Source organism: Azospirillum sp. RU38E, from assembly GCF_900188385.1.
In the GTDB taxonomy this organism is placed as follows: domain Bacteria; phylum Pseudomonadota; class Alphaproteobacteria; order Azospirillales; family Azospirillaceae; genus Niveispirillum.
This window is the reverse complement of sequence record NZ_FZOI01000006.1, coordinates 134,140-156,928: the sequence shown is the minus strand read 5'-3', so window position 1 is coordinate 156,928 and position 22,789 is coordinate 134,140. Positions and strand designations below refer to the sequence as shown.

Here is a 22,789-nt window from a genome sequence, read left to right as displayed (position 1 = left end):
ACTGACCGGTGCCAGCCGCCCAATCGTGCCTTCCCCGCGTAAGCGGGGAACCAGGGGCCATCAAGAACCACGCTTTGGTGCTCTTGGCTCCTGGACCCCCGCTTACGCGGGGGAGGCACGATTGGGCAGGAGTGACAATTTCAGCGCGCTTGCGGGGGGAAGGGAAACACACTATGGGAGGAGAGCCCCCCCTTAGAACCGCACGCTGCCGCGCAGGCCATAGGTGCGGGGCGGGCGCAGGCCGTTATAGACAACGTTCAGGATCGGCCGGGTGACGGAGGTGGAATAGATGTCCTTGTCCTCCAGATTATTGACGAAGGCCGTCAGCGACCAGCTGTTCTCCGGCGCTTCCAGCGTCAGCCAGATATCGGAGGTCATATAGCCGCCCTGATGCTGTTCAGGCCGGTAATCGATGGAAAGGAACCGCCCGCTTTCAATGCGGCTGCGCGCGCCGGCCATCAGGGCATAATCCCCCGGCAGGGTGAATGTATGCTCATAGGACAGGTTGAGCGACCATTTCGGCGCATTCACCGCCGGCTGGCCGGAACAATCCACGGTGAACAGGCGGGCCGGGGCTTCCACCGGCAGGGAGGTATTGGGCGCCACCGCGCAGCCGCTGGGCAGCGGCGCACCATTGGCGGAAATGGCGGTATAGACGAAGCTCTTATATTTGCTGTCCATATATTGCAGGTTCAGGCTGATCTCATCATCATGGGTCAGCCGGTACTGCGCTTCCAGATCCAGCCCATACATGCGGGCCTGGCCGACATTGGCGGTCACCGAGGCCTGGCCATAGACACCGGGCCGCACCTCCACCGGGCCGATATAGCCGATCTGCTGATCCTGATAATCCCAATAGAAGGCTTCGGCATTCAGCTGCAGCCGGTTACCCAGGAAGCGGTTCTTGGAACCCAGTGTATAGGCCGTCAGCTTTTCCGGCTCAAAACTGTTCTTGCCCACGGCGGGATAGAAGCCGCCAGCCTTGAAGCCGGTGGCAACATTGGCATAGAGCAGCGATTGCGGCCCGGCATCAAACTCGATCCCGCCCTTCCAGGTGACGCTTTCAAAATTCTCGTCCCCCGTCGCCGTCAGGAAGGGCGGGTTGGGGTTGAACACGCTGCTCTGGCGCAGCGGCGTCGTCTGTTCCTTGTTTTCATGGGTATAGCGGATGCCGGCCACCAGCCGGAAGGCCGGTGCCACATCATAGGTACCCTGGCCGAACACGGCCTTGCTGGTGGTATCCTGGTGGGGCATGAAGGTGGTGGTGGACAGCCCGCCCTGGAAGAAACTGTTCAGCGCGTCCACCTTGTCATGGAACAGGAAGCCACCCACCACATAGCGGAATGCGCTGTCTTCGGCGGAGGCAAAGCGCACTTCCAGGGAGCTTTGCTTGGAAGTTTCCTGCATATCGCCCTGGAAGCCGACGCTGTAGAAGCGGAAATCCGGCCGGCTGTCACGATAGGCTGGCAGCACGGTCAGGGTGCCAGCATCGAACGTGTAATCCAGCGTGGCCGAGACGCCCCAGAAGGTATTGTCGTTGAAACCGTCCTTCTGCGGCGGCACCACCAGGCCGGGATTGATCAGGCCGGGGAAACGCAGCCGCAATTCATTGATGCTGGCCGCGTCCGACCCGCCGATCCGGTCCGATACGGCCGGGGCGGTGGGGGTCAGGCTGCCGGGCACCAGCACGCCGCCAACCCCCTTGCCACCCTGGTGGAAATAATCGCCCATCACCAGCAGGCTCAGCCGGTCATTCGGCTCCCACAGCAGGGAGGCGCGGGCCGCCTCTCCCTTCTCATCATCATAACCGTCGGAAAGATAACCATCGCGGTCCAAAGCCTGCCCGGCAATGCGCAGGGCCAGCGTTTCGGAAACCGGGGCATTGAGGACGGCACTGCCCTTGCGCAGATTGTAATTGCCGATCTCCACCCCCACCTCGCCGCTGGTGCGTGACAGGTCGGGGCGGTTGGGCAGCACATTGATGGCGCCGCCGGTGGCGTTGCGGCCATAAAGCGTGCCCTGCGGCCCTTTCAGCACCTCCACCCGCGCCAGATCGAACAGCGCGCCAATGGGGGCAGTGGGGCGGCCGATATAGACGCCGCCATAATTGAAGGCGATGGCATTTTCAGAGAAGGAGTTTGGCCCCAGCGTACCCACCCCGCGCAGATAAAAGCCGTTATTGGAGCCGCCGCCCGGCTGCACCACCAGGGCCGGCACCAGCTTGGTCAGGCCGATCGTGTCAGTGACGCCAGCATTGACCAGATCGTCGGTGGAAATGGCCGTGACGGCGATGGCCACCTTCTGCAGGTTCTCCGTCCGGCGCTGTGCGGTGACGACAATCTCATCCAGCCCCGCATCGCCGGCATCCTGGGCCAGGGCTGCCGGTGCCATACCGGCCAGCAAGGCGGTTGAAAGCAACAGGGCTTTATAGGCGCGCATCTTTGGTCTCCTCCTGGGGCCGCCCCGCCATTGCACAAGCGGGGCTGTTTCCGGACGTGATGCCGGATTGTTTTCGTTGCAGCCGGTGGGGGATCAGCGAATGATCATGAACAGGTGCTGACAGGCCAGTGGTTCATCACCAGCACAGCAACAACGGATCATGGGCTGTAAATGGGGTGCCCAAGGGCATCCCGCATATGCAGGTTCATACCGGTCATCCTCCCCGCCGTCGGCCTTTGTTGGCCGATCTGGTCATTTGCAGGGAAAACCATATCAGCCGCTGTTTCATCGGCGTAATCGTATTTAACGATCCGATCTATCAGCAATGGCGATGGGTGAAGCAGACCCGGCAAAAGGCGGTGGTGGCACCGGTGATGCGGCTTCAGCATGATGCCGGGGCCCCAGGGCCGCTCTTCGCGGCCCGTCGGATGCGCAAGGCCGGCTGTGCCCTGCCTGGCAAAAAAACAAGCGTAAACGCCATACGATACGGACATCAGCACAATATGGGATTACGAGCGCAGATCCTGCCCCTCATACCTATTTCATGACCGGGCAAGACCATTCCCCCGCCATTGTCCGTCAGGGACGGCACAGACAGCGCTGCAACCCCAGCCTGCGCGAAACGCCGGTGATTTTTTTCTGAACGCGTTTATTATACGCGTATATTTAACTGGGGAACGATCCATGGCCCGGCCGTCACTGACCGAGGAACAGGTGAATGAGGTGCGGCAGCGCCTGCTGCTGGAGACGGGGCGGCTGATCGCGCGCGAAGGCTATGCCGGTTTTTCCATGCGCCGCCTGGGGGCGGCGGTGGAGATGACGGCCGGGGCGCTTTACCGCTATTTCCCCACCAGACAGCATGTGCTGCTGGCCTATTTCGCGGCAGCCCTGACCAGCCTGTCGCAACGGCTGGATGCCATCGACGCGGCCGAACCGGACCCGCTGCGGGCGGTACATCGGCTGGCGCTGGCCTATGCCGATTTCTGTCTGGAGGATCGGGACCGGTTCCGTCTGCTGTTTCTGGAGAATGACCAGGGCCAATTTCAGGAACTGAGCAGCGACCCGATCCTTTTGCACCCTTACCAGCTGCTGCGGACGCGGGTGCAACAGGCGATTATCGCCGGGTTGCTCCGCCCCCTGCCTGCCGATATGGCCACCCAGCTGGTCTGGGCCGCCGTCCACGGCGTGATCAGCCTGTCCATCAATGTGCCCGAGATTGATTTTGGCGAGGTCCGCCCCCTGGCGGACGCCGCCGCAACCATGGCGATCCGGGGGCTCGCCAACCCGTCCGCCCTCCCCAGCCTGGAGCGTTGAGATGTCCATCCTGCGCCCGGCCACCCTGGCCGGCCTGTTCATCCTGTTGGCCCTAACCGCCTGCACGCGGGAGGAAACAACCCCCGAGAAACCAAGGCCGGTACGCACCCTGACCGTCAGCACGGGCGGGGAGGGGGAGGAAATCGTCCAGACCGGCGATATCCAGCCCCGCTATGAAACCAGCCTGGGTTTCCGCATTGATGGCCGCCTCACCGCCCGCAAGGTGGATGTGGGCGCTGCGGTGCTGCCCGGGCAGTTGATCGCCACCCTGGATGACCGCGATGTCCGCAACGAGCTGCGCGCCGCCGAGGCGGAATTGCGCAGCGCCCAGGCGGCGGAAAATCTGGCCAAGGTGGCGCTGGAGCGCCAGCAGGCGCTGCTGAGCAAGAATATCGTCGCCCAGGCGCGGGTGGATGAGGCGGACGCCAACCTTTCCAGCGCCAAGGCGCGGCGGGAAGCGGCAGAGGCCAGTCTGGCCAATGCCCGCAACAAGCTGGCCTATACCACCCTGACGGCCGACCGGGCCGGTGTGGTCACCGCCATCGGGGCCAATGCCGGCCAGGTGGTGTCGGCCGGGCAGATGGTGGCCACCGTCGCTTCCACCGATGAGAAGGAGGCCGTGTTCAACGTGGCCGAAACCCTGGTGCAGGAAGCGCCCGAGCATCTGTCCATCACCGTCGCCCTGGTCAGCGATCCTGCCATCCAGGTCAACGGCACGCTGCGGGAGGTCAGCCCCAGCGCCGATCCTGTCACCCGCACCTATCGCGTGCGGATCAGCCTGCCCGACGCGCCGGCCCAGATGGGGTTGGGCGCCACGGTGACGGGGCGGATGCGGCTGGAAGGCGGCCAGGGCATCCGCGTGCCGGCCAGCGCCATCAGCAACCAGTCGGGCGAACCGGCCGTCTATGTAGTGGACCGCGCCAGCGCCAGCCTGCTGCGCAAGCCGGTGACGGTGGCGCGCTATACCGATCAGGAAGCGGTGATCGCCAGCGGGCTTGCCGCCGGTGACGTGGTGGTGACGGCCGGTGTCAGCAAGCTGCGCCCCGGCCAGAAGATCGCCCTGGACAGCGAGGCCGGGAAATGAGCCGCAAGCATCATCCCGACCAGGACGGGTTCAACCTGTCCGCCTGGGCGCTGCAACAGCAGCCGCTGATCATCTTCCTGATGCTGGCCACGCTGCTGGGCGGGGCCTATGCCTATCTGCATCTGGGCCGCAACGAAGACCCGCCCTTCACCATCAAGACCATGGTGGTGCAGGCCAACTGGCCGGGGGCGTCGGTCACCGACAGCATCAATCTTGTCACCGACAAGCTGGAAGAAAAGCTGGAGGAAGTGCCCTATCTGGACCGGCTGGACAGCTATACCCGCGCCGGCCAATCGACCATCATGGTCAATCTGCGCGATGACACGCCGCCGGCCCAGGTGCAGGACATCTGGTATCAAGTGCGCAAGAAAGTGTCGGACGTGGCGCCGATGCTGCCGCAGGGCGTGCAGGGGCCGTTTTTCAATGACGAGTTCGACGACACGTTCGGCATCATCTATGGCTTCACCACCGAAGGCTATACGATGCGGGAGCTGCGCGACCGGCTGGACACGATCCGCGCCCGCCTGCTGACCATCCCCGATATCGGCAAGGTGCGGCTGCTGGGGGTGCAGGAAGAACAGATCGTCGTGGAATTCTCTCCCCGCCGGCTGGCCTCTCTGGGCCTGGACGAGGGGGCGGTGATGCAGGCATTGGGCGCGCAGAATGCCGTGGCCCCGGCCGGCCTGCTGCGCCTGCCGGATGAGAAGGTAGCCATCCGTGTCGGCGGGGCCTTTGCCTCGGAAGACAGCCTGCGCGCCGTCACGCTCAGGGCCAATGGCCGTTTCGTGACGCTCAGCGATTTTGCCAGCATCCGCCGCATCCCGGCCGACCCGCCGGCCCCCCTGTTCCGGGTGAACGGGGAGCCGGCGCTGGGGCTGGCCATTTCCATGGCCAAGACGGGCAATCTGCTGGATTTCGGCCAGAAGGTGCAGGCCATGATGCAGCAGGTGGCGGGCGAGTTGCCGCATGGCATTGAGATCACCCAGGTGGCCGATCAGCCCGTGGTGGTGAAGGGGGCCGTCAACAGCTTCGTCAAGGTGCTGGTGGAGGCGGTGGCCATTGTGCTGGCCGTCTCCTTCCTGTCGCTGGGCACGCGGGCGGGGCTGGTGGTGACGCTGTCCATCCCGCTGGTGCTGGCCATGACCTTCATCGGCATGGAACTGACCGGCATCGGGCTGCAGCGCATCTCGCTCGGCGCGCTGATCATTGCGCTGGGTCTGCTGGTCGATGATGCGATGATCACGGTGGAAACCATGGTGTCGCGCCTGGAAGACGGGGCCGGGCTGAAGGAGGCCGCTTCCCACGCCTATCAGACGACAGCCTTTCCCATGCTGACCGGCACGCTGGTGATGATCGCCGGCTTCATCCCCGTTGGTTTCGCCGCCTCTTCCGCCGGTGAATACTGCTTCTCCATGTTCCTGGTGGTGCTGATCGCGCTGATCACCTCCTGGATCGTGGCGGTGCTGTTCTCCCCCCTGATCGGCACCTGGGTGCTGCCGCACAGCATGGCCGGGCACGGCCATGGCGAAGGGCGGATCATGCGCGCCTATGGAAGGGCGCTGGACTGGTCGCTGGCCCATCGCGGGCTGACCATCGGCGCGACGCTGCTGCTGCTGGGTGTGTCAAGCTGGGCCGCCGGCTTTCTGGAAAAACAGTTCTTCCCGCCGTCGGACCGGCCGGAACTGCTGGTGAATATCGATCTGCCGCAGAATGCCTCCCTGGATGCCACCGACCGCACGGCCAAGCGGCTGGAAGCCATCTTGAAGGATGATCCGGATGTGGAGCGGTTTTCCACCTATGTCGGCTCGGGCGCGGTGCGTTTCTATCTGCCGATGGATGTGCTGCTGGAAAATGACAATATCACCCAGACCGTGGTGGTGGCCAAGGATCTGGCGGCACGCGACCGGCTGCGCGCCCGGCTGGATGGCATCTTCCGCCGCGATTTCGCCGATCTGACCACCCGCGCCATGCCGCTGGAACTGGGGCCGCCGGTGGGCTGGCCGCTGAAATACCGGGTGCAGGGGCCGGATATCGAACAGGTGCATGATATCGCCCAGAAGCTGGCCAATATCCTGGCGGAAAACGGCCATATCCGCGATGTCAACCTGACGGCGGGGGAACCGCAAAAGCGCGTGCGCATCGATCTGGACCAAACGCTGGCGCGTGCTGTCGGCACCTCCAGCCAGGATGTCGCCAGCGCCATGGCGGCCATCTTCTCCGGCACCAGCCTTACCGCCGTGCGCGATGGCAACCGGCTGATTGAGGTGGTGGCCCGCGCGCAGGCCGGGGAGCGCAACGACATCGCCACCATCGCCAATTTGCAGATCACCACGCCCAGCGGGGAACAGGTGCCACTGCGCCAGATCGCCCAGCTTTCCTATGGGGTGGAACAGCCGGTGATCTGGCGGCGCCAGCGCACCCCCATCATCACCGTGCAGGCCGACGTGGCCCCCGGCCTGCAGCCGGCCACCGTGTCGGAACAGGTACAGGCGGCGGTGGCCCAGCTCAACGCCAGCCTGCCGGCCGGTTATGGCATCACCGAAGGCGGGGCGGTGGAGGAGTCGGAAAAGGGCAACCAATCCGTCTTCGCCCAGGTGCCGTTGATGCTGCTGGTAATGGCCACCTTGCTGATGGTGCAGCTGCGCAGCTTCAGCCGGCTGGCGCTGGCCCTGCTGATGGCGCCGTTTGGCCTGATCGGCGTGGTGGCGGCCATGCTGCCCAGCGGGATGCCGCTGGGGTTCGTCGCCCAATTGGGCATCATCGCCCTGGCCGGCATGATCATCCGCAATGCCGTGATCCTGATCGAGGAGGTGGACAACAACATCGCCCGTGGCCAGCCAGTGACGGACGCCATCAAGGCCGCATCCCGCCACCGTGCCCGGCCCATCGTGTTGACGGCCTGCGCCGCCATTCTGGGCATGATCCCCATCGCGCACCAGGTTTTCTGGGGCCCGATGGCCTATGCCATCATCGGCGGGCTGGCCGGCGCCACCCTGCTGACCCTGACCCTGCTGCCCTGCCTGCTGTCATATCTGTTGCAGTGGGAGGGGCACAAACAGGCCCGTGCCACGCCAACACCATCATAAAACAGCAGGCCCGTATTTAGACCAATCTCCCTTGATCGTGACCGATCAAGGGAGATTTTTTGTTCCCTCAGGCGCCGGGCCGGCGGTCGCCGGCGCCCGCAGGCGCAGATGTTCCTCTTCCACGATGATTTCCGCCAGGGCCGGCCCCCATTTGTGTAGGTTATCCTTGGCCGTGGCGGCTGGCGGCAGGGTCATGCCCAGATCGGCGGCCCGCCTGGCCCATTCCATCCGCTTGGCCAGCTCCGCCCCTTCCAGAAAGCGCAAGGCCGCCTCCACCCGCGCGGCGAACAGCCCGTCTTCCTGCTGCCGGGCGGCAGCGTCGCCCCGGTGCTGTGGCTTGGGCGTGGCAAGCTCCCGCATGGCCGGTTCGGCAGCCTGCTTGCATTTGCGCTGGATGCGGAAGACACAGCCCACCACGCGGCCACCACCCCGCCCGCCACCCTGGCGGATTTCATGCAGGGTCGCCGCAAAATCCCCCAGCCGGGCAATCTCCGCCAAGGCAGGGTCCAGCGCATATTTGCGCAGATCCTTCCAATCCTTCAGCTTGTCGACACAGCCCAGGATGGCCCGCAATTCCTCCACCCTTGTCTGCCAATAGGGTTCGGCGGCGTGGCGGTCGGCATAGCGCTTCAGCACCTCATACAGGGTCAGCGCATATTTGCTTTCAAAGGCATAGATGATGCGCAGGGAGAGATAGGAATATAAGGCTGGTTCGCGCAGCCGCGCCGCCACCCAACCATGAAACGTGTAGGTGAGAATGCCGCCTTCGATCCGGCAGGGGCCCAGCAGCTGGGCGCTTTCCCAGCCGGGCGTCCCGTCGGAGCGCAGGTAATTGAACTGGCACAGCACCTTTTGCAGGGTCTCAATACTGGCCTTCAGCCGGGTATTGTTCACATCTGCCGCGCCTTGCCGCACCTCTGCGGCGAAACGGCGGATGCTGGCCAGCTCAATGGAATGGCTTTCCACCATGCCCAGGGTTTCATGGGCATGGGCCAGCAGATGGTTGAACAGCCGCCGATCCGCCAGGGTCAGATCGGCACCGGCCCTGATTTCCACCGCACCCGTGGCCTTCACCAGGGTGAGCGGGGTCTTGCGGGCCGTGGCGGCACTGGTGGGGGGCTTGGGGGCCGGGGGGCAGGCAACCCCGAATGAAAGGGGGCGATCCTGGCGAAAACTCCCGTTCGGGTCTGGCGAAACCTCCCCTTCACCCCTGGCAGAACCTCCCGAACGGGCTGGCGAAACCTCCGGGAAAGCGGGTGTAAGGGGTTGGAATGATGGGGCGATTCCGGCCCCAGGAATCTTATCAGGAATCAAAGGAACTTCAGGAAAGGCTGGAATTTCAATGGTTTCGGAGATTTCGCCAGGGCTTTGCCCCTGGACAGGGTGATTTCGCGGCCAGACGGGCGCCCGGCGGCCCCCATTGGCGACGAATCGGAGAAAAGAGGCCTGGCGCCATTCGGAGATTTTGCCAGGATTTGGGCTGGGCAAGCCGAAACGGGCCGCATCCGGGGCCGGGCGGTGATCATCAGGGTCAATCATGGGTGCCCCCATTCGGAGATTTGGCCAGCCCCGGCGGAAAGTCTTGATTCCCAAGGCTTTCCGCCGGGCCGATTCGGAGTGGCGGCCAGGGGCTGCTAACCATTCGGCGATTTTGCCAGGGTTGCGCATTCGGAGTTTTCGCCAGCAGGCTCCCGTTCCTGCGCAACAGTACGCAACAGGAAAACAATAGGTGTTGCGCAGGGTGATGGGATCATGATCGGTTATCCGCGTCGGGAATGGAGATATAAATCCTATCGCGAGAGGTGGAAGGCTGCAAGGGGATTTGCCGCCACCGGGGGTGGCCTGCACGGGAGAGGATGTGTCTGGCGGGGGGATGGCAATCCTGGTTAGTATGAAGCCATCAGCATACAAACAAGACAGGCCCGCCCCGGACGATGCGCGACCACGATAATGATAGGGAAGAGGTTCTCCGCCGCATTCGGGCGGAAGCGCAGGCGCAGACCGGGGCGCTGGACCTGCGCGGGTTGAGCCTGGAGGGGCTGCCGGATGAGTTGTTTAAGCTGACCTGGTTGCGGGAGTTGCGGTTAGGGCAGAGGCTGGAGGATTGGCAGCCTGGCCTGACATTCAGGATCGATGATGATGCGGCCAAACTGGCCCAGCTGACGGCGTTGCGCTTTCTGGCGGTGGTGGGCAGTGATCTGGTAGCGTTGGATTTTGTGAAACATATGCCCCAGCTGCAACAGCTCGACTGCAGTGACACGGGTGTAAGTGATCTGAGCGCGCTGTCCGGCCTCACCCAGCTGCAACAGCTCGACTGCAGTGACACGGGTGTAAGTGATCTGAGCGCGCTGTCCGGCCTCACCCAGCTGCAACAGCTCGATTGCAGCCGCACGGGTGTAAGTGATCTGAGCGCGCTGTCCGGCCTCACCCAGCTGCAACAGCTCTATTGCAGCCGCACGGGTGTAAGTGATCTGAGCGCGCTGTCCGGCCTAACCCAGCTGCAGCAGCTCGATTGCAGCAGCACGGGTGTTAATGATCTGAGCGCGCTGTCCGGCCTCACCCAGCTGCAACAGCTCAATTGCAGTGACACGGGTGTAAGTGATCTGAGCGCGCTGTCCGGCCTAACCCAGCTGCAACTGCTCGATTGCAGTGACACGGGTGTAAGTGATCTGAGCGCGCTGTCCGGCCTCACCCAGCTGCAACAGCTCAATTGCAGTGGCACGGATGTTAGTGATCTGAGCGCGCTGTCCGGCCCAACCCAGCTGCAACTGCTCGATTGCAGCCGCACGGGTGTAAGTGATCTGAACGCGCTGTCCGGCCTCACCCAGCTGCAGCAGCTCGATTGCAGCAGCACGGGTGTTAGTGATCTGAGCGCGCTGTCCGGCCTCACCCAGCTGCAGCAGCTCGATTGCAGCAGCACGGGTGTTAGTGATCTGAGCGCGCTGTCCGGCCTCACCCAGCTGCAACAGCTCAATTGCAGTGACACGGAAGTGAGTGATCTGGGCGCGCTGTCCGGCCTCACCCAGCTGCAACAGCTCGATTGCCTCGGCACGGGTGTAAGTGATCTGAGCGCGCTGTCCGGCCTAACCCAGCTGCAACAGCTCAATTGCTGGAACACGGCAGTAGGTGATCTGAGTGCGCTGTCCGGCCTAACCCAGCTGCAACTGCTCGATTGCAGCCACACGGCCGTGAGTGATCTGAGCGCGCTGTCCGGCCTAACCCAGCTGCAACAGTTCGATTGCAGCAGCACGGGAGTGAGTGATCTGAGCGCGCTGTCCGGCCTCATCCAGTTGCAACAGCTCTATTGCAGCCGCACGGGTGTAAGTGATCTGAACGCGCTGTCCGGCCTCACCCAGCTGCAAAAGCTCAATTGCAGCAGCACGGTGGTGAGTGATCTGCGTATTTTGCTGCAATTGCCAGCGCTGAAAGAGCTTTATGCAGAAGGCGTAACCATCCCAGGCATTCCAGCCAGCGGCGTGCTTTCCACAACCGTTGGGGACAACTGCCTACCCCGCCTGCGTGCCCATTATGCCGATCTGGCGGCGGGTGCCGTAGAGGACAGCCGGGTGAAGCTGTTGATTCTGGGCAATGGCGGGGCCGGGAAGACGCAGATTGCCGGGTCGCTCTGCCGGGCGGATTTCACCCTGAATCCCGCCTGGGATTCCACCCATGGCATTCAGGTGGAGATGGCCGATCTGCCGGATGGGTTGAAACTGTCTGTCTGGGATTTTGGTGGGCAGGATATTTACCATGGGGCCCATGCGCTGTTTTTGAACAGCCCCGCCCTGATGCTGCTGGTCTGGGCCGCCGATACGGAGGCGCGCAGCGGTGTGCGGGAGGGGGCGGAATGGTTCCGGGATTATCCCCTGCCCTATTGGGTGGCGCTGGCGCGGCAGCAGGGCCATGCGGCCAGCGCGATCACCCTGGTGCAGAATAAATGCGACCAGCCGGCGGCGGAGGTGCGGCCCTTCCCCGTGCCGGCGGCGGCGCTGGAGGATTTGGCCTTTCCGGCGGCCAGCCTGCATATCAGTGTGAAGAACCGTCGGGGGCTGGCGGGGTTGCGGGAAAGGCTGGGGGAGGCGGCGCAATGGCTGCGCGACCCGGCACAGATGGGGGTACCGCTGATCGGGGCCGGGCGGGACCGGTTGCGCCAACGGCTGGAGGGGATGCAGGCGGAGAATAAGCAAGTGCCGGCGGAACAGCGGCGGCGCCTGCTCTCCAGGACGGAATTTCACGCTCTCTGTGCGGAAGCCGGGGGGATTTCCGAACCGGGGCATGTGTTGACCTGGCTGGATGCCGAAGGGGTGGTGTTCTACCGGCCCGGCCTGTTTGACAATCAGGTGGTGCTGGACCAGGGCTGGGCGCTGGAGGCGATTTACGCGATTTTTGACCGGAAAAGCCAGGCGCTGACTTTGATCCGCCGGCAGGATGGGCGGTTTGACCGGGATTTGCTGGGCCGGCTGGTCTGGCAGGGCTTTGGTGAGGACGAACAGGAACTGTTCCTCAGCATGATGCAATCCTGCGGGATTTGTTTCGTTCACCGGCGGTGGGAAGCGGCGGGGGAACGGTACGAGGAATTTATCGCGCCGGACCTGTTGCCGGGCAGGAACGCCATGGAAGAGAAGCTGGAGGCGCGTTGGGATGGGGAGGCGGCGACGGCGGAATGGCGGATGGATTATCCGCTGCTGCATGGCGGGTTGATCCGCACCATCCTGTGCATGATCGGGGAATTGGCCGGGCCGGATGCGCTCTATTGGCAGGGCGGGGTTTGTGGCTATGAGACGAATTATAAAAGCCGGTTCTGGATTGAACAGGTGATCCCAGCCGGGGGCTGGGCCGGCCATATCCTGCTGCGCACCCAGCGCGGCGATGCGGAGGGGTTGCTGGCCCGGCTGGGGAAATTGGTGGAAGAGGCGCAGGCCAAGGTGGGCCTGCGCGGGAACGCCGGGCCAAATGTGCCCCGGCAGAGAGAGGGGACGCGGATGGGTGAGGTGGCATTGCAGCCGGGGCCGGAGCCGGCGACAGGGGAGACATGGTATGTCTCCTACGCCTGGGCGGATGAGGACACACCAGAGCGTGAACAGGATGTGGACCGGCTGTGCGAGGCGGCAAAGGCGCAGGGGCGGACGATTCTGCGGGACAAGAATGTGCTGCGGCCGGGGGATAGTATTTCCGATTTTATGGGCCGGCTGGGTAAGGGAGACCGGGTATTTGTGATGCTGAGTGACAAATATCTGAAATCGCCCAATTGTATGTTTGAACTTTTTATGCTTTGGCAGAATTGCCAACGCGATGGTGATTTTAAGGACCGGGTGGAATTGTGGGTATTAAATGGGTTTAAGATTGGGCAGGTGGAAGATTGGATGGACCGTGCCGAATATTGGCTGGAACGTGTCGAAAAGCTGAATGCCCGCGTACAAAACCGTGGGGCCACCGTTCTGGGGGAAGCTGGACAGCGGCAATTAATCCTGATGGAACAGTTTTCCCGGCATGTTGTCGATATCCTGGCCCATTTTGCCGACCGTGTTCGCGAAACCACCTGGGATAAATGGCTGAAGCATGTGCTGAACTGACCGGCGGCCCCAGCCTTCACGGGGGGACGTATTGCCCGGCTTTCAGGTCTGTCGCCACCCTGTCTATCACGCTGGCCCAGTCCCCTTCCCGCGGCTGCCGGTATAGTTTCATAGACGGATACCAGGGGGTGGTGTCGCCCAGCAGACCCCAGCGCCAGTCGGGCTCAAAAGGCAGCAGGGTCCAGACCGGTACGCCAAGAGTGCCGGCCAGATGGGCCGGCGCGCTGTCTATACTGATCACCAGATCCAGGGTGGCGATGATTTCGGCTGAGCGCAGGAAATCATCGCCCGGATGGATGGCCTGGCGCAGGTTCGCCAGGCCGGATCGGGCGACACCGGCGGCCAGGGCGGGGTTCAGGGAAACAAAATCCACGTCCCCCAGATCCAGCAGCGGCCGCAGCTGGCTGGCCGGCAGCGACCGCCGCTGGTCATTCGCGTGGTTGGGGTTGCCCTTCCAGACCAGCCCGACGCGCGGCCGCCCCCTTGCCGGTGCCGCACCGGCGGTCAGGGGCGGCGGCAACGGCAGCCGGGCGTGGCGGATGTCATCCATGCTGTTGAGATTCAACAGATATGGCAGGCTGACCAGGGCGCATTTATAATCAAAATGACCGTCCGGCGGGTCGGACAGGGCGATGATGCGGACGTGGGGAAAGGCGGCCTTGAACAGGCGGACCAGTGGCTTGCCCACCGCGATGGTGGGTTGAATGCCCGTGCCGATCAGGCGATTGATGAAGCGGCCGAACTGGATTTGATCGCCAAACCCCTGTTCCCCATGCACCAGCAGCCGCCCGGCCGGCACTATGCCCCCGGCCAGACCGGGCCAGTTGGGGATGTTCGGATAATTTTCCACATGCCAGGGCAAGCGCCGCCGGTTTTCAAAGAAGGCCCAGAATTCATCCAGCCGCCCGGCAATATAGCTGGTGGCCATGGCGCGGGTCAGCGCCGCCGGATCCGTGAAATTCTTATATTCGCAATATTTGCGGTAGTTCAGGGCAGCGCTTTCATAGTCTTTCTTCAGGTGAAAAGCGCTGGCCAGATCATAGAACAGGTTGACATAGCCGTGGGTGATAGCGGTTTCAGCCGTATTTTCCAGCAGGGTAATGCAATCATCCATCGCGCCCAGCTGGAAGTGACATTTGGCGATATTCATGACAATGGCCGGGTGGGGGCCGGCCATTGCCGCGCATTGACGATAGGCCGCCAGCGCGGCGGCCCAATCCCCCTGTTCATAGAGTTGCCGCCCGCGCTGGTTCCAGACCTCTGCGGCGCCGGTATCCGGGTTGCTGACCATGCTCTGGTTCCCTCCCCTCCCCTGCTGGCGGTCGTGCTGGCGGCTATTCCCCCAGCACGGCGTTCAAATGGTCGCGCAATTCGCGCAGGCGGGCGCGTTGCGGGTCTGACAGCACCGCCCGCACGGGTTCCACCGGCGGCAGGGTCAGGCTGGTGCGGGTCAGGGCGCGCAGATAATCCTGCGCCAGCGCCCGGTCACCCTGGGGGGCTGGCGATTTCTCCGCATTGGCTTTGGCGGGGCGGGCGGCGCGCAAAGCCTTTTCCCCTGCCCCGCTGATCGCCTGTTGATAGAGGGTGCGCTGGCGGGTGGGGTCTTCCTCCCGCGCGATTTGCAGCAGCAGGGTGCGCGGCAGGCCCTTGCCCTGCTTCTCCATCGCCGCCAGCAGGTCGGCGGGCAGGGAGAGGATGCGCAGGGTTTCATTCACCCGCACCCGGCTGCGGCCCAGAATGTCGGCCACCTGGCTCTGGCTGTAATCATGCGCCTGCATCAGCGCCTGGATGGCGCGCGCCTCTTCCAGGGCGGTCAGGTCGACGCGCTGGATGTTTTCGATCAGGGCGATTTCCGCCGGATCGCCATCCACCACCAGGGCGCGGATACGGTCACGCCCGGCCAAACGGCTGGCGCGCCAGCGGCGCTCACCGGCGACCAGTTCGTAATGGCCATCCTCCTCCCCTTCCCTTTTGCGCACCAGGATGGGCTGGAGCACGCCACGCGCCGCGATGGAGGAGGCGAGTGCCTGCAGCTCCCCCTCATCGAAATGGCGGCGCGGCTGGTCGGGGCGGGGATGCACCCGGTCCAAATCCACCTCAAACATCTGGCGGAAATCGGCGCTGCGCTGGAAATGCGCGCTGGCGCCCTGGGGGGCGGCGCTGGTGCCGGTGGAAACCTTCACCGCCTGGGACAGCGGGCTTTTCGGGTTGGCCTTAAGCTTCATGGGAAATCTCCTCCGCCAGACGCAGATATCCAATCACGACCGGGTTATCCTTGGGCAGGGCGCGCACGGCGATGACGCCGTTATAAACCGCCTGATCCATTGCCGTGGTTTTGCGGATCGGTTCGAACACGCGCACGCTATCGGCATATGTCGCCAGCAATTGCTGTAACGTCGCCTGTTGCACCGACGTGTTCGCTTCGAACCGATTGGGCAGGATGCCCAGCACATTCAGGTCGGGGTTTTCATAGATGCGGATCTGTTCGATGGTGCGCAGCAGCAGCGGCACGCCCGGCACATCCAGCGGGGCCGGCACCACCGGGATCAGGATATCGGTGGCGGCGACCAGGGCATTGCGGGTCAAGACACCGAGATGTGGCGGCGTGTCGATAATGATCTCATCATAATCCTGTCTGACGTCAGACAGGGCGCGGGCCAGACGTTTTTCCGGGCCGGGTTTGGAGAGGACGGAAACCTCGAACTCGGCCAGCGTGATGTCGGTGGGGGCGACATCGATGCCGTTCACGCTGACAATGATGTCGCGCAGGCTCTTCTTTTCATCCAGCACGGCGCCCAGCACATTGCCATTGGCCATGCAGCTTTCCAGATCCACCCCGGCGGCCAGCGTGACGGAGGCCTGGGGATCGGCATCAACCAGCAGCACCCGCTTGCCCATCATGGCGAAGGCATGGGCGAGGTTCAGTGCGGTGGAGCTTTTCGTCTGGCCGCCCTTCTGGTTGGCGGTGGCGATGATGCGGGCACGGGTGCGCGTGCCCCGGCGCATGAAATCGGCCACCGGGTCGGGCACCGGTTCCTTGGCATTTTCCCAGCGGCTGACCTTGGCCTTGTCATAGGCGCGGCCCAGCTTGGCATTCAGCATTTCGGCAAAGCCGTCCTGCGACAGGCCGCGCTTGCGCCGATAGGCCTTGAGCAATTCGCCATCCATGCTTGCATCCCCCCGAAAATCACGGGATCAGGGGTGACGCAGGGCCAGGGGCTTGTCAATCGCAAACAGGAGATGTTGATGGTTTTTCATCAACATGGCGGGCGGTGGTGGATTGCCGAGATGTTCCAGACATCGGCAGGGGGGCATTGATACCAGCGGCACGAAATCATGACCGATGGTCACGCTTTCGCGCCCCTCAGTCGCCGGCGCCAGCATCCGCTGGCTTGGCTACGCCGCTACCGAGCGGCGCGGCGGCAGTCGCAGCATTACCAACGGTCATGAATTATGACCGTTGGTATGCTATACCCAGTTACGGGATTCTCCCGTCACTTGGGTATAGAGCCGGGTGCGTTTAAACGGAAACGCACCCGGCTCTAACTCCTTGTTCAGCGAGTGGATTCACGCTCCAAAGCGATTCCGCTCTAGCAGCGGCACGAAAGCGTGACCGATGGGCGCGTTCGCAGCGCCCATCGGCAGTCCTTCAGCCGGCGGCCAAGCGGTCCTTCAAGGTCTGAGAAAACTGGGTGAAGGCATCGTTGGAGGCCGTCAACTGGCGGGTGAAACGGGGTTCCAGCTCCGGCGCGGTCTTGGCGAACAGGGCCGGTATCTCATGCCGTGGCCGCTGTTCGCCATCCACGGTGACGACCAGCTGATTAAGCACGGCAAAAGCCTGTTTATTATCCTCCCGCGTCCAGCCGGTGGCGCGGGATGCCTGGCAGGCCTGGACCATGGCGGCGGCGATATGCAGTTCGGTCAGGCCCGATTTTCCCGCAGAGATCGGCCAGGCGGCCGCTTCGGCCACCTGGATCAGCGCCTTCAGCAGCTCATCCTCCCCGACCTGCAACAGCTGGGTCTGTTGCCGCACCCGCTGCCATTCCGCCGGGGTGGGGACATCGCCCTGGCTGTCGCGCCGATGCAGGGCCAGCAGTTCCGCCATCAGCGGGGCAATCGCATCCGGCCAGGGGTTCGTGCTTTCCAGCATCCAGACGGCCAGCGCCTGGGCAAAGCCGAGATCCAGGGGCGGCCCCTGTTCCGGCAGGGGGGAGCGCAGCGCCGCCGACAGCGCCAACACGGCGGGGTGAATGATCCGTTCGTTCATGCCTGGGGCTCCTGACAGGCTTCGTCCAGCATGGCGGCCAGTTTGGTGCGGGTCAGCACGCCAACATGGCGCAGCTTGTCCTGCCCGCCGCGCCGCAGCACCAGCGTGGGCACGGTGCGCACACCGAACCGTTCCGCCAGACCCGGGGCCTGTTCGATATCAATGCGGGCAAAGGCGACGCTGGGGGTATAGACATCGGCGATATCCTCCAGCGTCGGCGCCAAGGCCTTGCAGGGGCCGCACCAGGTGGCACTGAAAATCAGCAGCAGCGGCGCATCACCGGTTTGGGCTTCGAGGGGGGCGAAATCATCATCGCCGATGGTTTTGATCGTGCTCATCATGGTTCCGTTCTTGGCGGTGTTGTGTCTTGGATTGCGTTGACGCAGGGGCGTCTTTGAGGTGGTGGCCGCCGACGGGGGCGGTCAGCCCCCGCGCCCTCCCACCAGCATGGCATCGATGCGGATGGTGGGCTGGCCGACGCCGACATCCACGGATTGCCCCTGCTTGCCGCAGAGCGCGATGCCATTATCCAGCGCCAGATCATTGCCGATCATGGAAATCTGTTTCAGCGCCTCATGCCCGACGCCGATCAGGGTGGCCCCTTCCAGCGGGGCGGTCAGCTTGCCATCCTCAATCAACCAGGCCTCCGTGGTGGAGAAATTGAACCGGCCGCTGACAATATCGACCTGCCCGCCCCCAAAGCCCGGCGCGTAAATGCCGTTGCGTACGGAGGCGAGGATTTCCGCCGGGTCATGCTGCCCGGCCGCCAGGAAAGTGTTGGTCATGCGCGGCATGGGCAGATGGGCATAGGATTGCCGGCGGCCATTGCCGGTGGGCTTGGCATTCATCAACCCGGCATTCAGCCGGTCCTGCATCAGGCCGGTCAGGATACCATCTTCAATCAATACCGTGCGCTCGCCGGGTACCCCTTCATCATCGATACCCAGGGAACCGAGCTTGCCGGGAAGGCTGCCATCATCAATGACGGTGACGCCGGGGGCGGCAATCCGCTCCCCCATGCGCCCGTCAAAGGCCGACAGGCGCTTGCGGTGATGGTCGCCTTCCAGCCCATGCCCGACCGCTTCATGGAACAGCACGCCGGCATAGCCGGGGGCCAGCACCACCGGCATCACCCCGGCGGGGGCCGGCCGCGCCTCCAGATTGGTCAGCGCCACCTGCACCGCCTTGCGCACCGTCGCATCCACCCGTTCCGGGGTCAGGCCGGTCAGCGCATGGCGGCCGCCGACACCGGCACTGCCCCGCGCCCGCCGGCCATTGGCCAGGGCCACCACCTCCACCATCAACTGCACCGTGGGGCGCACATCGGCGGCCAGCCGGCCAGCAATGTCGGCCACCAGGATCACCTGATCGGTGGCCCGGATAAAGGCATCCACCCGGATGATGCGCGGGTCGGCCGCCCGCCCCACCTGATCGACCCGTTCCAGCAGGGCGATCCAGTCCGCCGCATCCCCTTCATTAACCACGCTTTCAGGCGGATAGACGGCATGGTGCGGCAGGCTGGTGGACAGCGGCACGCTGTTGCTGCCGCTGCTGCTGCGGCGCAGGCCGCTGACCGTGGCGGCCAGATCGGCCAGCGCGCCTGGATGCAGATCGGCCGAATGGGCAAAGGCGACATCGGCCCCGCTGGCCGCCCGCGCGCCCACCCCCTGGTCAATGCGGAACGATCCGGCCGTGACCTTGCCATCTTCCATCCGCCAGCTGCGGGAATGGACGGATTCCAGGAACAGGTCGGCCAGATCAATGCCCGGCCCCTGCAGCGCGCCCAGCGTGCGGGCAATATCCATCAGGTCAATATCATGGGGGGCCAGCAGCCGCTGTTCAGCAGAGCGCAGGCAGAGCCCCTGGGCCGGCGTGTCCATGGCGATCATGGCGCCCCTCCGATTTGCAGATCATGGATCAGGATGGAACCGGTCTGGAACGCACCCTGGCGATAAAGATCGCTGCCGATGGCAACGATGCCGCCGATCATGTCGCGCAGATTGCCCCCGACGGTGATGCCGGAAACGGGGAAGGTCGGCACCCCGTCTTCCACCCAGAAGCCGCCGGCCGCACGGGTCCAGTTGCCGGTGACCGGATCGGTGGCACCGCCATTGAACTGTGTCACCAGCAGGCCCCGGCCCATGCGGGCGCACAGGGCGGCGCGGTCTTCGGCCGGGTTGCGGCTGGTGAAGCGCAGGTTCCACGGCCCATCCGCATTGCCGGTGGAACGCATGGACAGCCGCCGCGCCGACCGGCTGTCCAGGAAATAGCCGCGCACCACGCCCGCTTCGATCACGGCGCGCTGTTGCCCCGCCACCCCTTCGCGGTCATAGGCACCGCTGGCCAGCCCATAGGGCAGGAAGGGATCTTCCAGCAGGTCAACATGATCGGGGGCGATCTGCGTGCCCACCGAATCCTGGAACAGGCTGGTCCGGCGGTGCTGCGCCATCCCCCCCAGCGCGCCCACCACATCGCCCAGCAGGGCAGAGGCGATGCGCGCATCGAACAGCATGGAAGCACGCTGCGTTGGCAGACTGCGGGCGCCCAGTTGCGACACGGCGCGTTCCACCGCCTTGGCGGCCACCCTCTCCACACTGTCCAGTGACTGGAAGCGCCGCTCCATCGACTGCGCCATATCAATGGCTGACTGGCCATCCTGCTCCGCCTTCACCATGGCCCACAGACCATGCTGCGAGAAGCTGAAGGAGCGGCAGAAACCGGCCGACGTGGCCAGCGCCACCCGCCCATCGCTGGAGGCGACACCCGCCTCCGCCACCCGGAGGCCGACACCGGGCGGGACGGCGGCAGCACGGGCCGCCGCATCCACCGCGAAGGCCATTTCCGACAGTTCCGCCACCGTCAGGCCAGACGGCGAGGCCAGTTCCGGCAGCGGCGTGTCATGGGCCAGCGTCGCCGGATCGGCCAGACCGGCATCAGGATCGGGGGCCACGCGGCCAGCCGTCGCCACCGCTTCGGCCGCCGCCCGGCGGATCGCCGCTTCTTCCAGGGAAGAGGTGCTGGCCGTTCCCATGCGACCCTGCTGATAAACCGTCACCACCAGCGACTGGGTCAGGTCACGCAGGGCCTTGTCTGCGGTTCCCTGGGCCACGGTGACACGCATCCCGCCGCCGATCCTGGCGGTGGCGCTGACCGCCACATCGCCCAGGGACAGCGCCTGATCGACCGCCAGCGCTGCCAGCGCCCGCAATCGTTCCTCGTTCAGTCGCAGATTGATCATGCGTTCTTTCCCGGCAAAGCGGCGGCCGTTGCCACACCATCGGCGATGGTCAGGCAGCGATCGTGATGGGCCAGCAACCGTTCATCATGAACGATGCTGATCACGGTGGAATGGGGCAGGTCGTTGCGCAGGCATTCATAGAAATGCCGGGCATTGTCCGGGTCCAGGGCGCTGGTCGCCTCATCCAGCACCAGCACTGACGGGCGGTGCAGCAGGATGCGGGCCAGCGCGATACGCTGCTGTTCACCCGGCGACAATTCTTCCTGCAGGAAGCTTGTCACGTGCAGTCGTTCCGCCAGATTGCCCAGCCGCACCCGCTCCAGCAACTGGATGATTTCGGCATCGGTATGGGCTTCCGGCAGGTCGGGGAAGCAGAGGGCCGCCTTCAGCGTGCCCAGCGGCAGGTACAGACGCTGCGGCACGAACATGGCGACCGTATCCGGCGTCATGGTGACGGCACCCTTGCCATCCGGCCACAGGCCGGCAATGGCCCGCAGCAGGGTGGATTTGCCGGCCCCCGACGGGCCGCAGACGGCCCAACGTTCGCCCACCCCGACCTGCCAATCGCCGACATGCAGCAAGGGGGCGCCATGGGGCAGGAACAGGGCCAGATCGTGAGTGGCAATCACCTGACCGGGTGCCAGCGCGCCGGCCCCGATGCTGATGCCGCGCGGCCGTTCATAATCGATGGAGTCGTCCAGCCCCTTCAGACGGTTCAAACAAGCCAGCTGTTCACCGATACGCGGATAGGTCTGGACGAAATAGGAGAGCTGCATGACCAGCTGGCTGAACGCATCCCGCCCACCCATCACCTGACCAAAGCTGATCGCCCCGGCGAAATAAGACGGCACCATCAGGAACAAAGGCAGGATGGTGCCGATCCGTTCGTAAACGCTCTGGGTTCCGGTCAGCCCCAGTGAGGTGAGGATAACGGAGCGATAGTTGCGCCGGATCTCGGCAAAGGAATCCTTCAGGGCCTGGCGTTCCAGCCCCACCGCACCGGCCAGGCCGATCTGCGACGCATTGCGCCGGACATGGATCAGGTTGGCGCGAAAATCGGCTTCGCGGTGTTGTTGCCGCATCACTGCCTGGATATAGGGCTGCCCGACCTTCACCATCAACAGACTGCCAGCCAGGGCATAGATGCAGGCATACCAGACGGTGCTGCCGGGAATATTGATGGCCATGCCCAGCAGGTCGAACCGGATCGGTTCGGCCGTTTCCAGCAGCACCATGGCAAAGGTGATGGCGCCAACTGTGCTGCCGATGAAGCCGAGGATCACGGACAACATGCCGATGCTGGCATTGGTAACGGCATCCACATCCACCGCGATACGCTGATCGGGATTGTCGATCAACCGCAACCGTTCAATTTCCGCGAACCGGTTACGCGACATCCAGCGGTCGATATACTGCTCTGTAATGAAGCTGCGCCAGCGGATACTCAGCAGCTTGTCCAGCAGACCATTCACCAGGATCGCACCGACCTGCATCAGCATGATGCCCAGGAAGACGAACAGCAGAATGCCGAATTTCTCAACGTCGCGCTTTTCCACGCTGTCGAAGAAATCGCGTTGCCACCGGTTGCTGGCCAGGAAGATATAGGCGGTACCAAACTGGAGGCCAATCTGGAGTATCAGGTTCGCCCAGGCGAATTTCCAGTGCTTGGAAGTCCAATAGGCTTTGAACAGGCCGAACGCATGGCGCCAGCGTTCCCCGGCCGGCGGCGGGGGGGCGAGGCCCGTCTCTCGACGGACCTCCCCTGTCTGCGTTGGTTGAGGATGCACG

Annotated in this window: 15 protein-coding genes; 5 read left to right on the top strand and 10 right to left on the bottom strand. The window is 64.0% G+C overall.

The genetic code is table 11. The features are described 5' to 3' along the window. Positions 1–192 precede the first annotated feature (192 nt). The gene (locus CHB97_RS13090) at positions 193–2,439 is read right to left on the bottom strand and encodes a TonB-dependent receptor (protein WP_089288355.1); all 2,247 of its coding nucleotides are present in this window, start codon (positions 2,437–2,439) and stop codon (positions 193–195) included. 197 nt (positions 2,440–2,636) lie between these two features. Here CHB97_RS13090 and CHB97_RS25950 point away from each other — a divergent pair, with 197 nt between their 5' ends. The 4 genes from CHB97_RS25950 to CHB97_RS13070 all read left to right on the top strand — a co-directional run bounded on the left by CHB97_RS25950 (position 2,637) and on the right by CHB97_RS13070 (position 7,923). Next, the gene (locus CHB97_RS25950) at positions 2,637–2,987 is read left to right on the top strand and encodes a hypothetical protein (RefSeq protein ID WP_143271320.1); all 351 of its coding nucleotides are present in this window, start codon (positions 2,637–2,639) and stop codon (positions 2,985–2,987) included. Positions 2,988–3,123: 136 nt separating this feature from the next. Further along, positions 3,124–3,753 carry a TetR/AcrR family transcriptional regulator gene (locus CHB97_RS13080; protein WP_089288356.1) on the top strand — a complete coding sequence of 210 codons (630 nt, stop codon included), beginning with the start codon at positions 3,124–3,126 and terminating at the stop codon, positions 3,751–3,753. A gap of 1 nt (position 3,754) precedes the next feature. Then, on the top strand, positions 3,755–4,837 hold the full coding sequence (locus CHB97_RS13075) for an efflux RND transporter periplasmic adaptor subunit (RefSeq protein WP_089288357.1): 1,083 nt from the start codon (positions 3,755–3,757) through the stop codon (positions 4,835–4,837). Next, positions 4,834–7,923: an efflux RND transporter permease subunit gene (locus CHB97_RS13070; protein WP_089288358.1), complete on the top strand. Its 3,090-nt coding sequence runs from the start codon at positions 4,834–4,836 to the stop codon at positions 7,921–7,923. The genes CHB97_RS13075 and CHB97_RS13070 overlap by 4 nt, the downstream gene beginning before the upstream one ends. A 45-nt stretch (positions 7,924–7,968) precedes the next feature. On the opposite strand, the gene CHB97_RS26390 is transcribed toward CHB97_RS13070, so the two are convergent. After that, the gene (locus CHB97_RS26390) at positions 7,969–8,997 is read right to left on the bottom strand and encodes a replication initiation protein (protein WP_160105832.1); all 1,029 of its coding nucleotides are present in this window, start codon (positions 8,995–8,997) and stop codon (positions 7,969–7,971) included. 860 nt (positions 8,998–9,857) lie between these two features. Between CHB97_RS26390 and CHB97_RS13060 the strand changes: the two genes are divergently transcribed. Continuing rightward, positions 9,858–13,496 (top strand): leucine-rich repeat domain-containing protein, encoded by a 3,639-nt coding sequence (locus tag CHB97_RS13060; RefSeq protein WP_089288360.1) that lies wholly within the window; start codon positions 9,858–9,860, stop codon positions 13,494–13,496. Between the two features lie 16 nt (positions 13,497–13,512). Here CHB97_RS13060 and CHB97_RS13055 read toward each other — a convergent pair whose 3' ends face one another. The 8 genes from CHB97_RS13055 to CHB97_RS13015 form a co-directional block, all read right to left on the bottom strand. Then, the gene (locus CHB97_RS13055) at positions 13,513–14,787 is read right to left on the bottom strand and encodes a tetratricopeptide repeat protein (RefSeq protein ID WP_089288361.1); all 1,275 of its coding nucleotides are present in this window, start codon (positions 14,785–14,787) and stop codon (positions 13,513–13,515) included. A gap of 43 nt (positions 14,788–14,830) precedes the next feature. Next, complete coding sequence (locus tag CHB97_RS13050) at positions 14,831–15,721, bottom strand: ParB/RepB/Spo0J family partition protein (protein ID WP_089288362.1); 891 nt, start codon at positions 15,719–15,721, stop codon at positions 14,831–14,833. Further along, positions 15,711–16,664: an AAA family ATPase gene (locus CHB97_RS13045; RefSeq protein WP_089288363.1), complete on the bottom strand. Its 954-nt coding sequence runs from the start codon at positions 16,662–16,664 to the stop codon at positions 15,711–15,713. Before CHB97_RS13045 ends, CHB97_RS13050 begins: the two co-directional genes overlap by 11 nt. 481 nt (positions 16,665–17,145) lie before the next feature. Next, entirely contained in the window at positions 17,146–17,763 is a 618-nt protein-coding gene (locus tag CHB97_RS13035) for a hypothetical protein (protein WP_089288365.1), read from the bottom strand. Then, positions 17,760–18,104 carry a co-chaperone YbbN gene (locus CHB97_RS13030; protein ID WP_200819932.1) on the bottom strand — a complete coding sequence of 115 codons (345 nt, stop codon included), beginning with the start codon at positions 18,102–18,104 and terminating at the stop codon, positions 17,760–17,762. The genes CHB97_RS13035 and CHB97_RS13030 overlap by 4 nt, the downstream gene beginning before the upstream one ends. An 81-nt stretch (positions 18,105–18,185) precedes the next feature. Then, the gene (gene tldD / locus CHB97_RS13025) at positions 18,186–19,652 is read right to left on the bottom strand and encodes a metalloprotease TldD (protein ID WP_244559520.1); all 1,467 of its coding nucleotides are present in this window, start codon (positions 19,650–19,652) and stop codon (positions 18,186–18,188) included. After that, the gene (locus CHB97_RS13020; protein WP_089288367.1) at positions 19,649–21,001 is read right to left on the bottom strand and encodes a TldD/PmbA family protein; all 1,353 of its coding nucleotides are present in this window, start codon (positions 20,999–21,001) and stop codon (positions 19,649–19,651) included. The genes tldD and CHB97_RS13020 overlap by 4 nt, the downstream gene beginning before the upstream one ends. Next, positions 20,998–22,788, bottom strand: a complete 1,791-nt coding sequence (locus tag CHB97_RS13015) for an ABC transporter ATP-binding protein/permease (RefSeq protein ID WP_089288368.1) — start codon at positions 22,786–22,788, stop codon at positions 20,998–21,000. Before CHB97_RS13015 ends, CHB97_RS13020 begins: the two co-directional genes overlap by 4 nt. Between the last annotated feature and the right edge of the window lies 1 nt (position 22,789).

Coding starts and splice junctions, on each gene's coding strand:
- CHB97_RS13090 (WP_089288355.1), bottom strand. CDS start 2,439: ATGCGCGCCTATAAAGCCCTGTTGCTTTCAACCGCCTTGCTGGCCGGT.
- CHB97_RS25950 (WP_143271320.1), top strand. CDS start 2,637: ATGCAGGTTCATACCGGTCATCCTCCCCGCCGTCGGCCTTTGTTGGCC.
- CHB97_RS13080 (WP_089288356.1), top strand. CDS start 3,124: ATGGCCCGGCCGTCACTGACCGAGGAACAGGTGAATGAGGTGCGGCAG.
- CHB97_RS13075 (WP_089288357.1), top strand. CDS start 3,755: ATGTCCATCCTGCGCCCGGCCACCCTGGCCGGCCTGTTCATCCTGTTG.
- CHB97_RS13070 (WP_089288358.1), top strand. CDS start 4,834: ATGAGCCGCAAGCATCATCCCGACCAGGACGGGTTCAACCTGTCCGCC.
- CHB97_RS13060 (WP_089288360.1), top strand. CDS start 9,858: ATGCGCGACCACGATAATGATAGGGAAGAGGTTCTCCGCCGCATTCGG.
- CHB97_RS13055 (WP_089288361.1), bottom strand. CDS start 14,787: ATGGTCAGCAACCCGGATACCGGCGCCGCAGAGGTCTGGAACCAGCGC.
- CHB97_RS13050 (WP_089288362.1), bottom strand. CDS start 15,721: ATGAAGCTTAAGGCCAACCCGAAAAGCCCGCTGTCCCAGGCGGTGAAG.
- CHB97_RS13045 (WP_089288363.1), bottom strand. CDS start 16,664: ATGGATGGCGAATTGCTCAAGGCCTATCGGCGCAAGCGCGGCCTGTCG.
- CHB97_RS13035 (WP_089288365.1), bottom strand. CDS start 17,763: ATGAACGAACGGATCATTCACCCCGCCGTGTTGGCGCTGTCGGCGGCG.
- CHB97_RS13030 (WP_200819932.1), bottom strand. CDS start 18,104: ATGATGAGCACGATCAAAACCATCGGCGATGATGATTTCGCCCCCCTC.
- tldD (WP_244559520.1), bottom strand. CDS start 19,652: ATGATCGCCATGGACACGCCGGCCCAGGGGCTCTGCCTGCGCTCTGCT.
- CHB97_RS13020 (WP_089288367.1), bottom strand. CDS start 21,001: ATGATCAATCTGCGACTGAACGAGGAACGATTGCGGGCGCTGGCAGCG.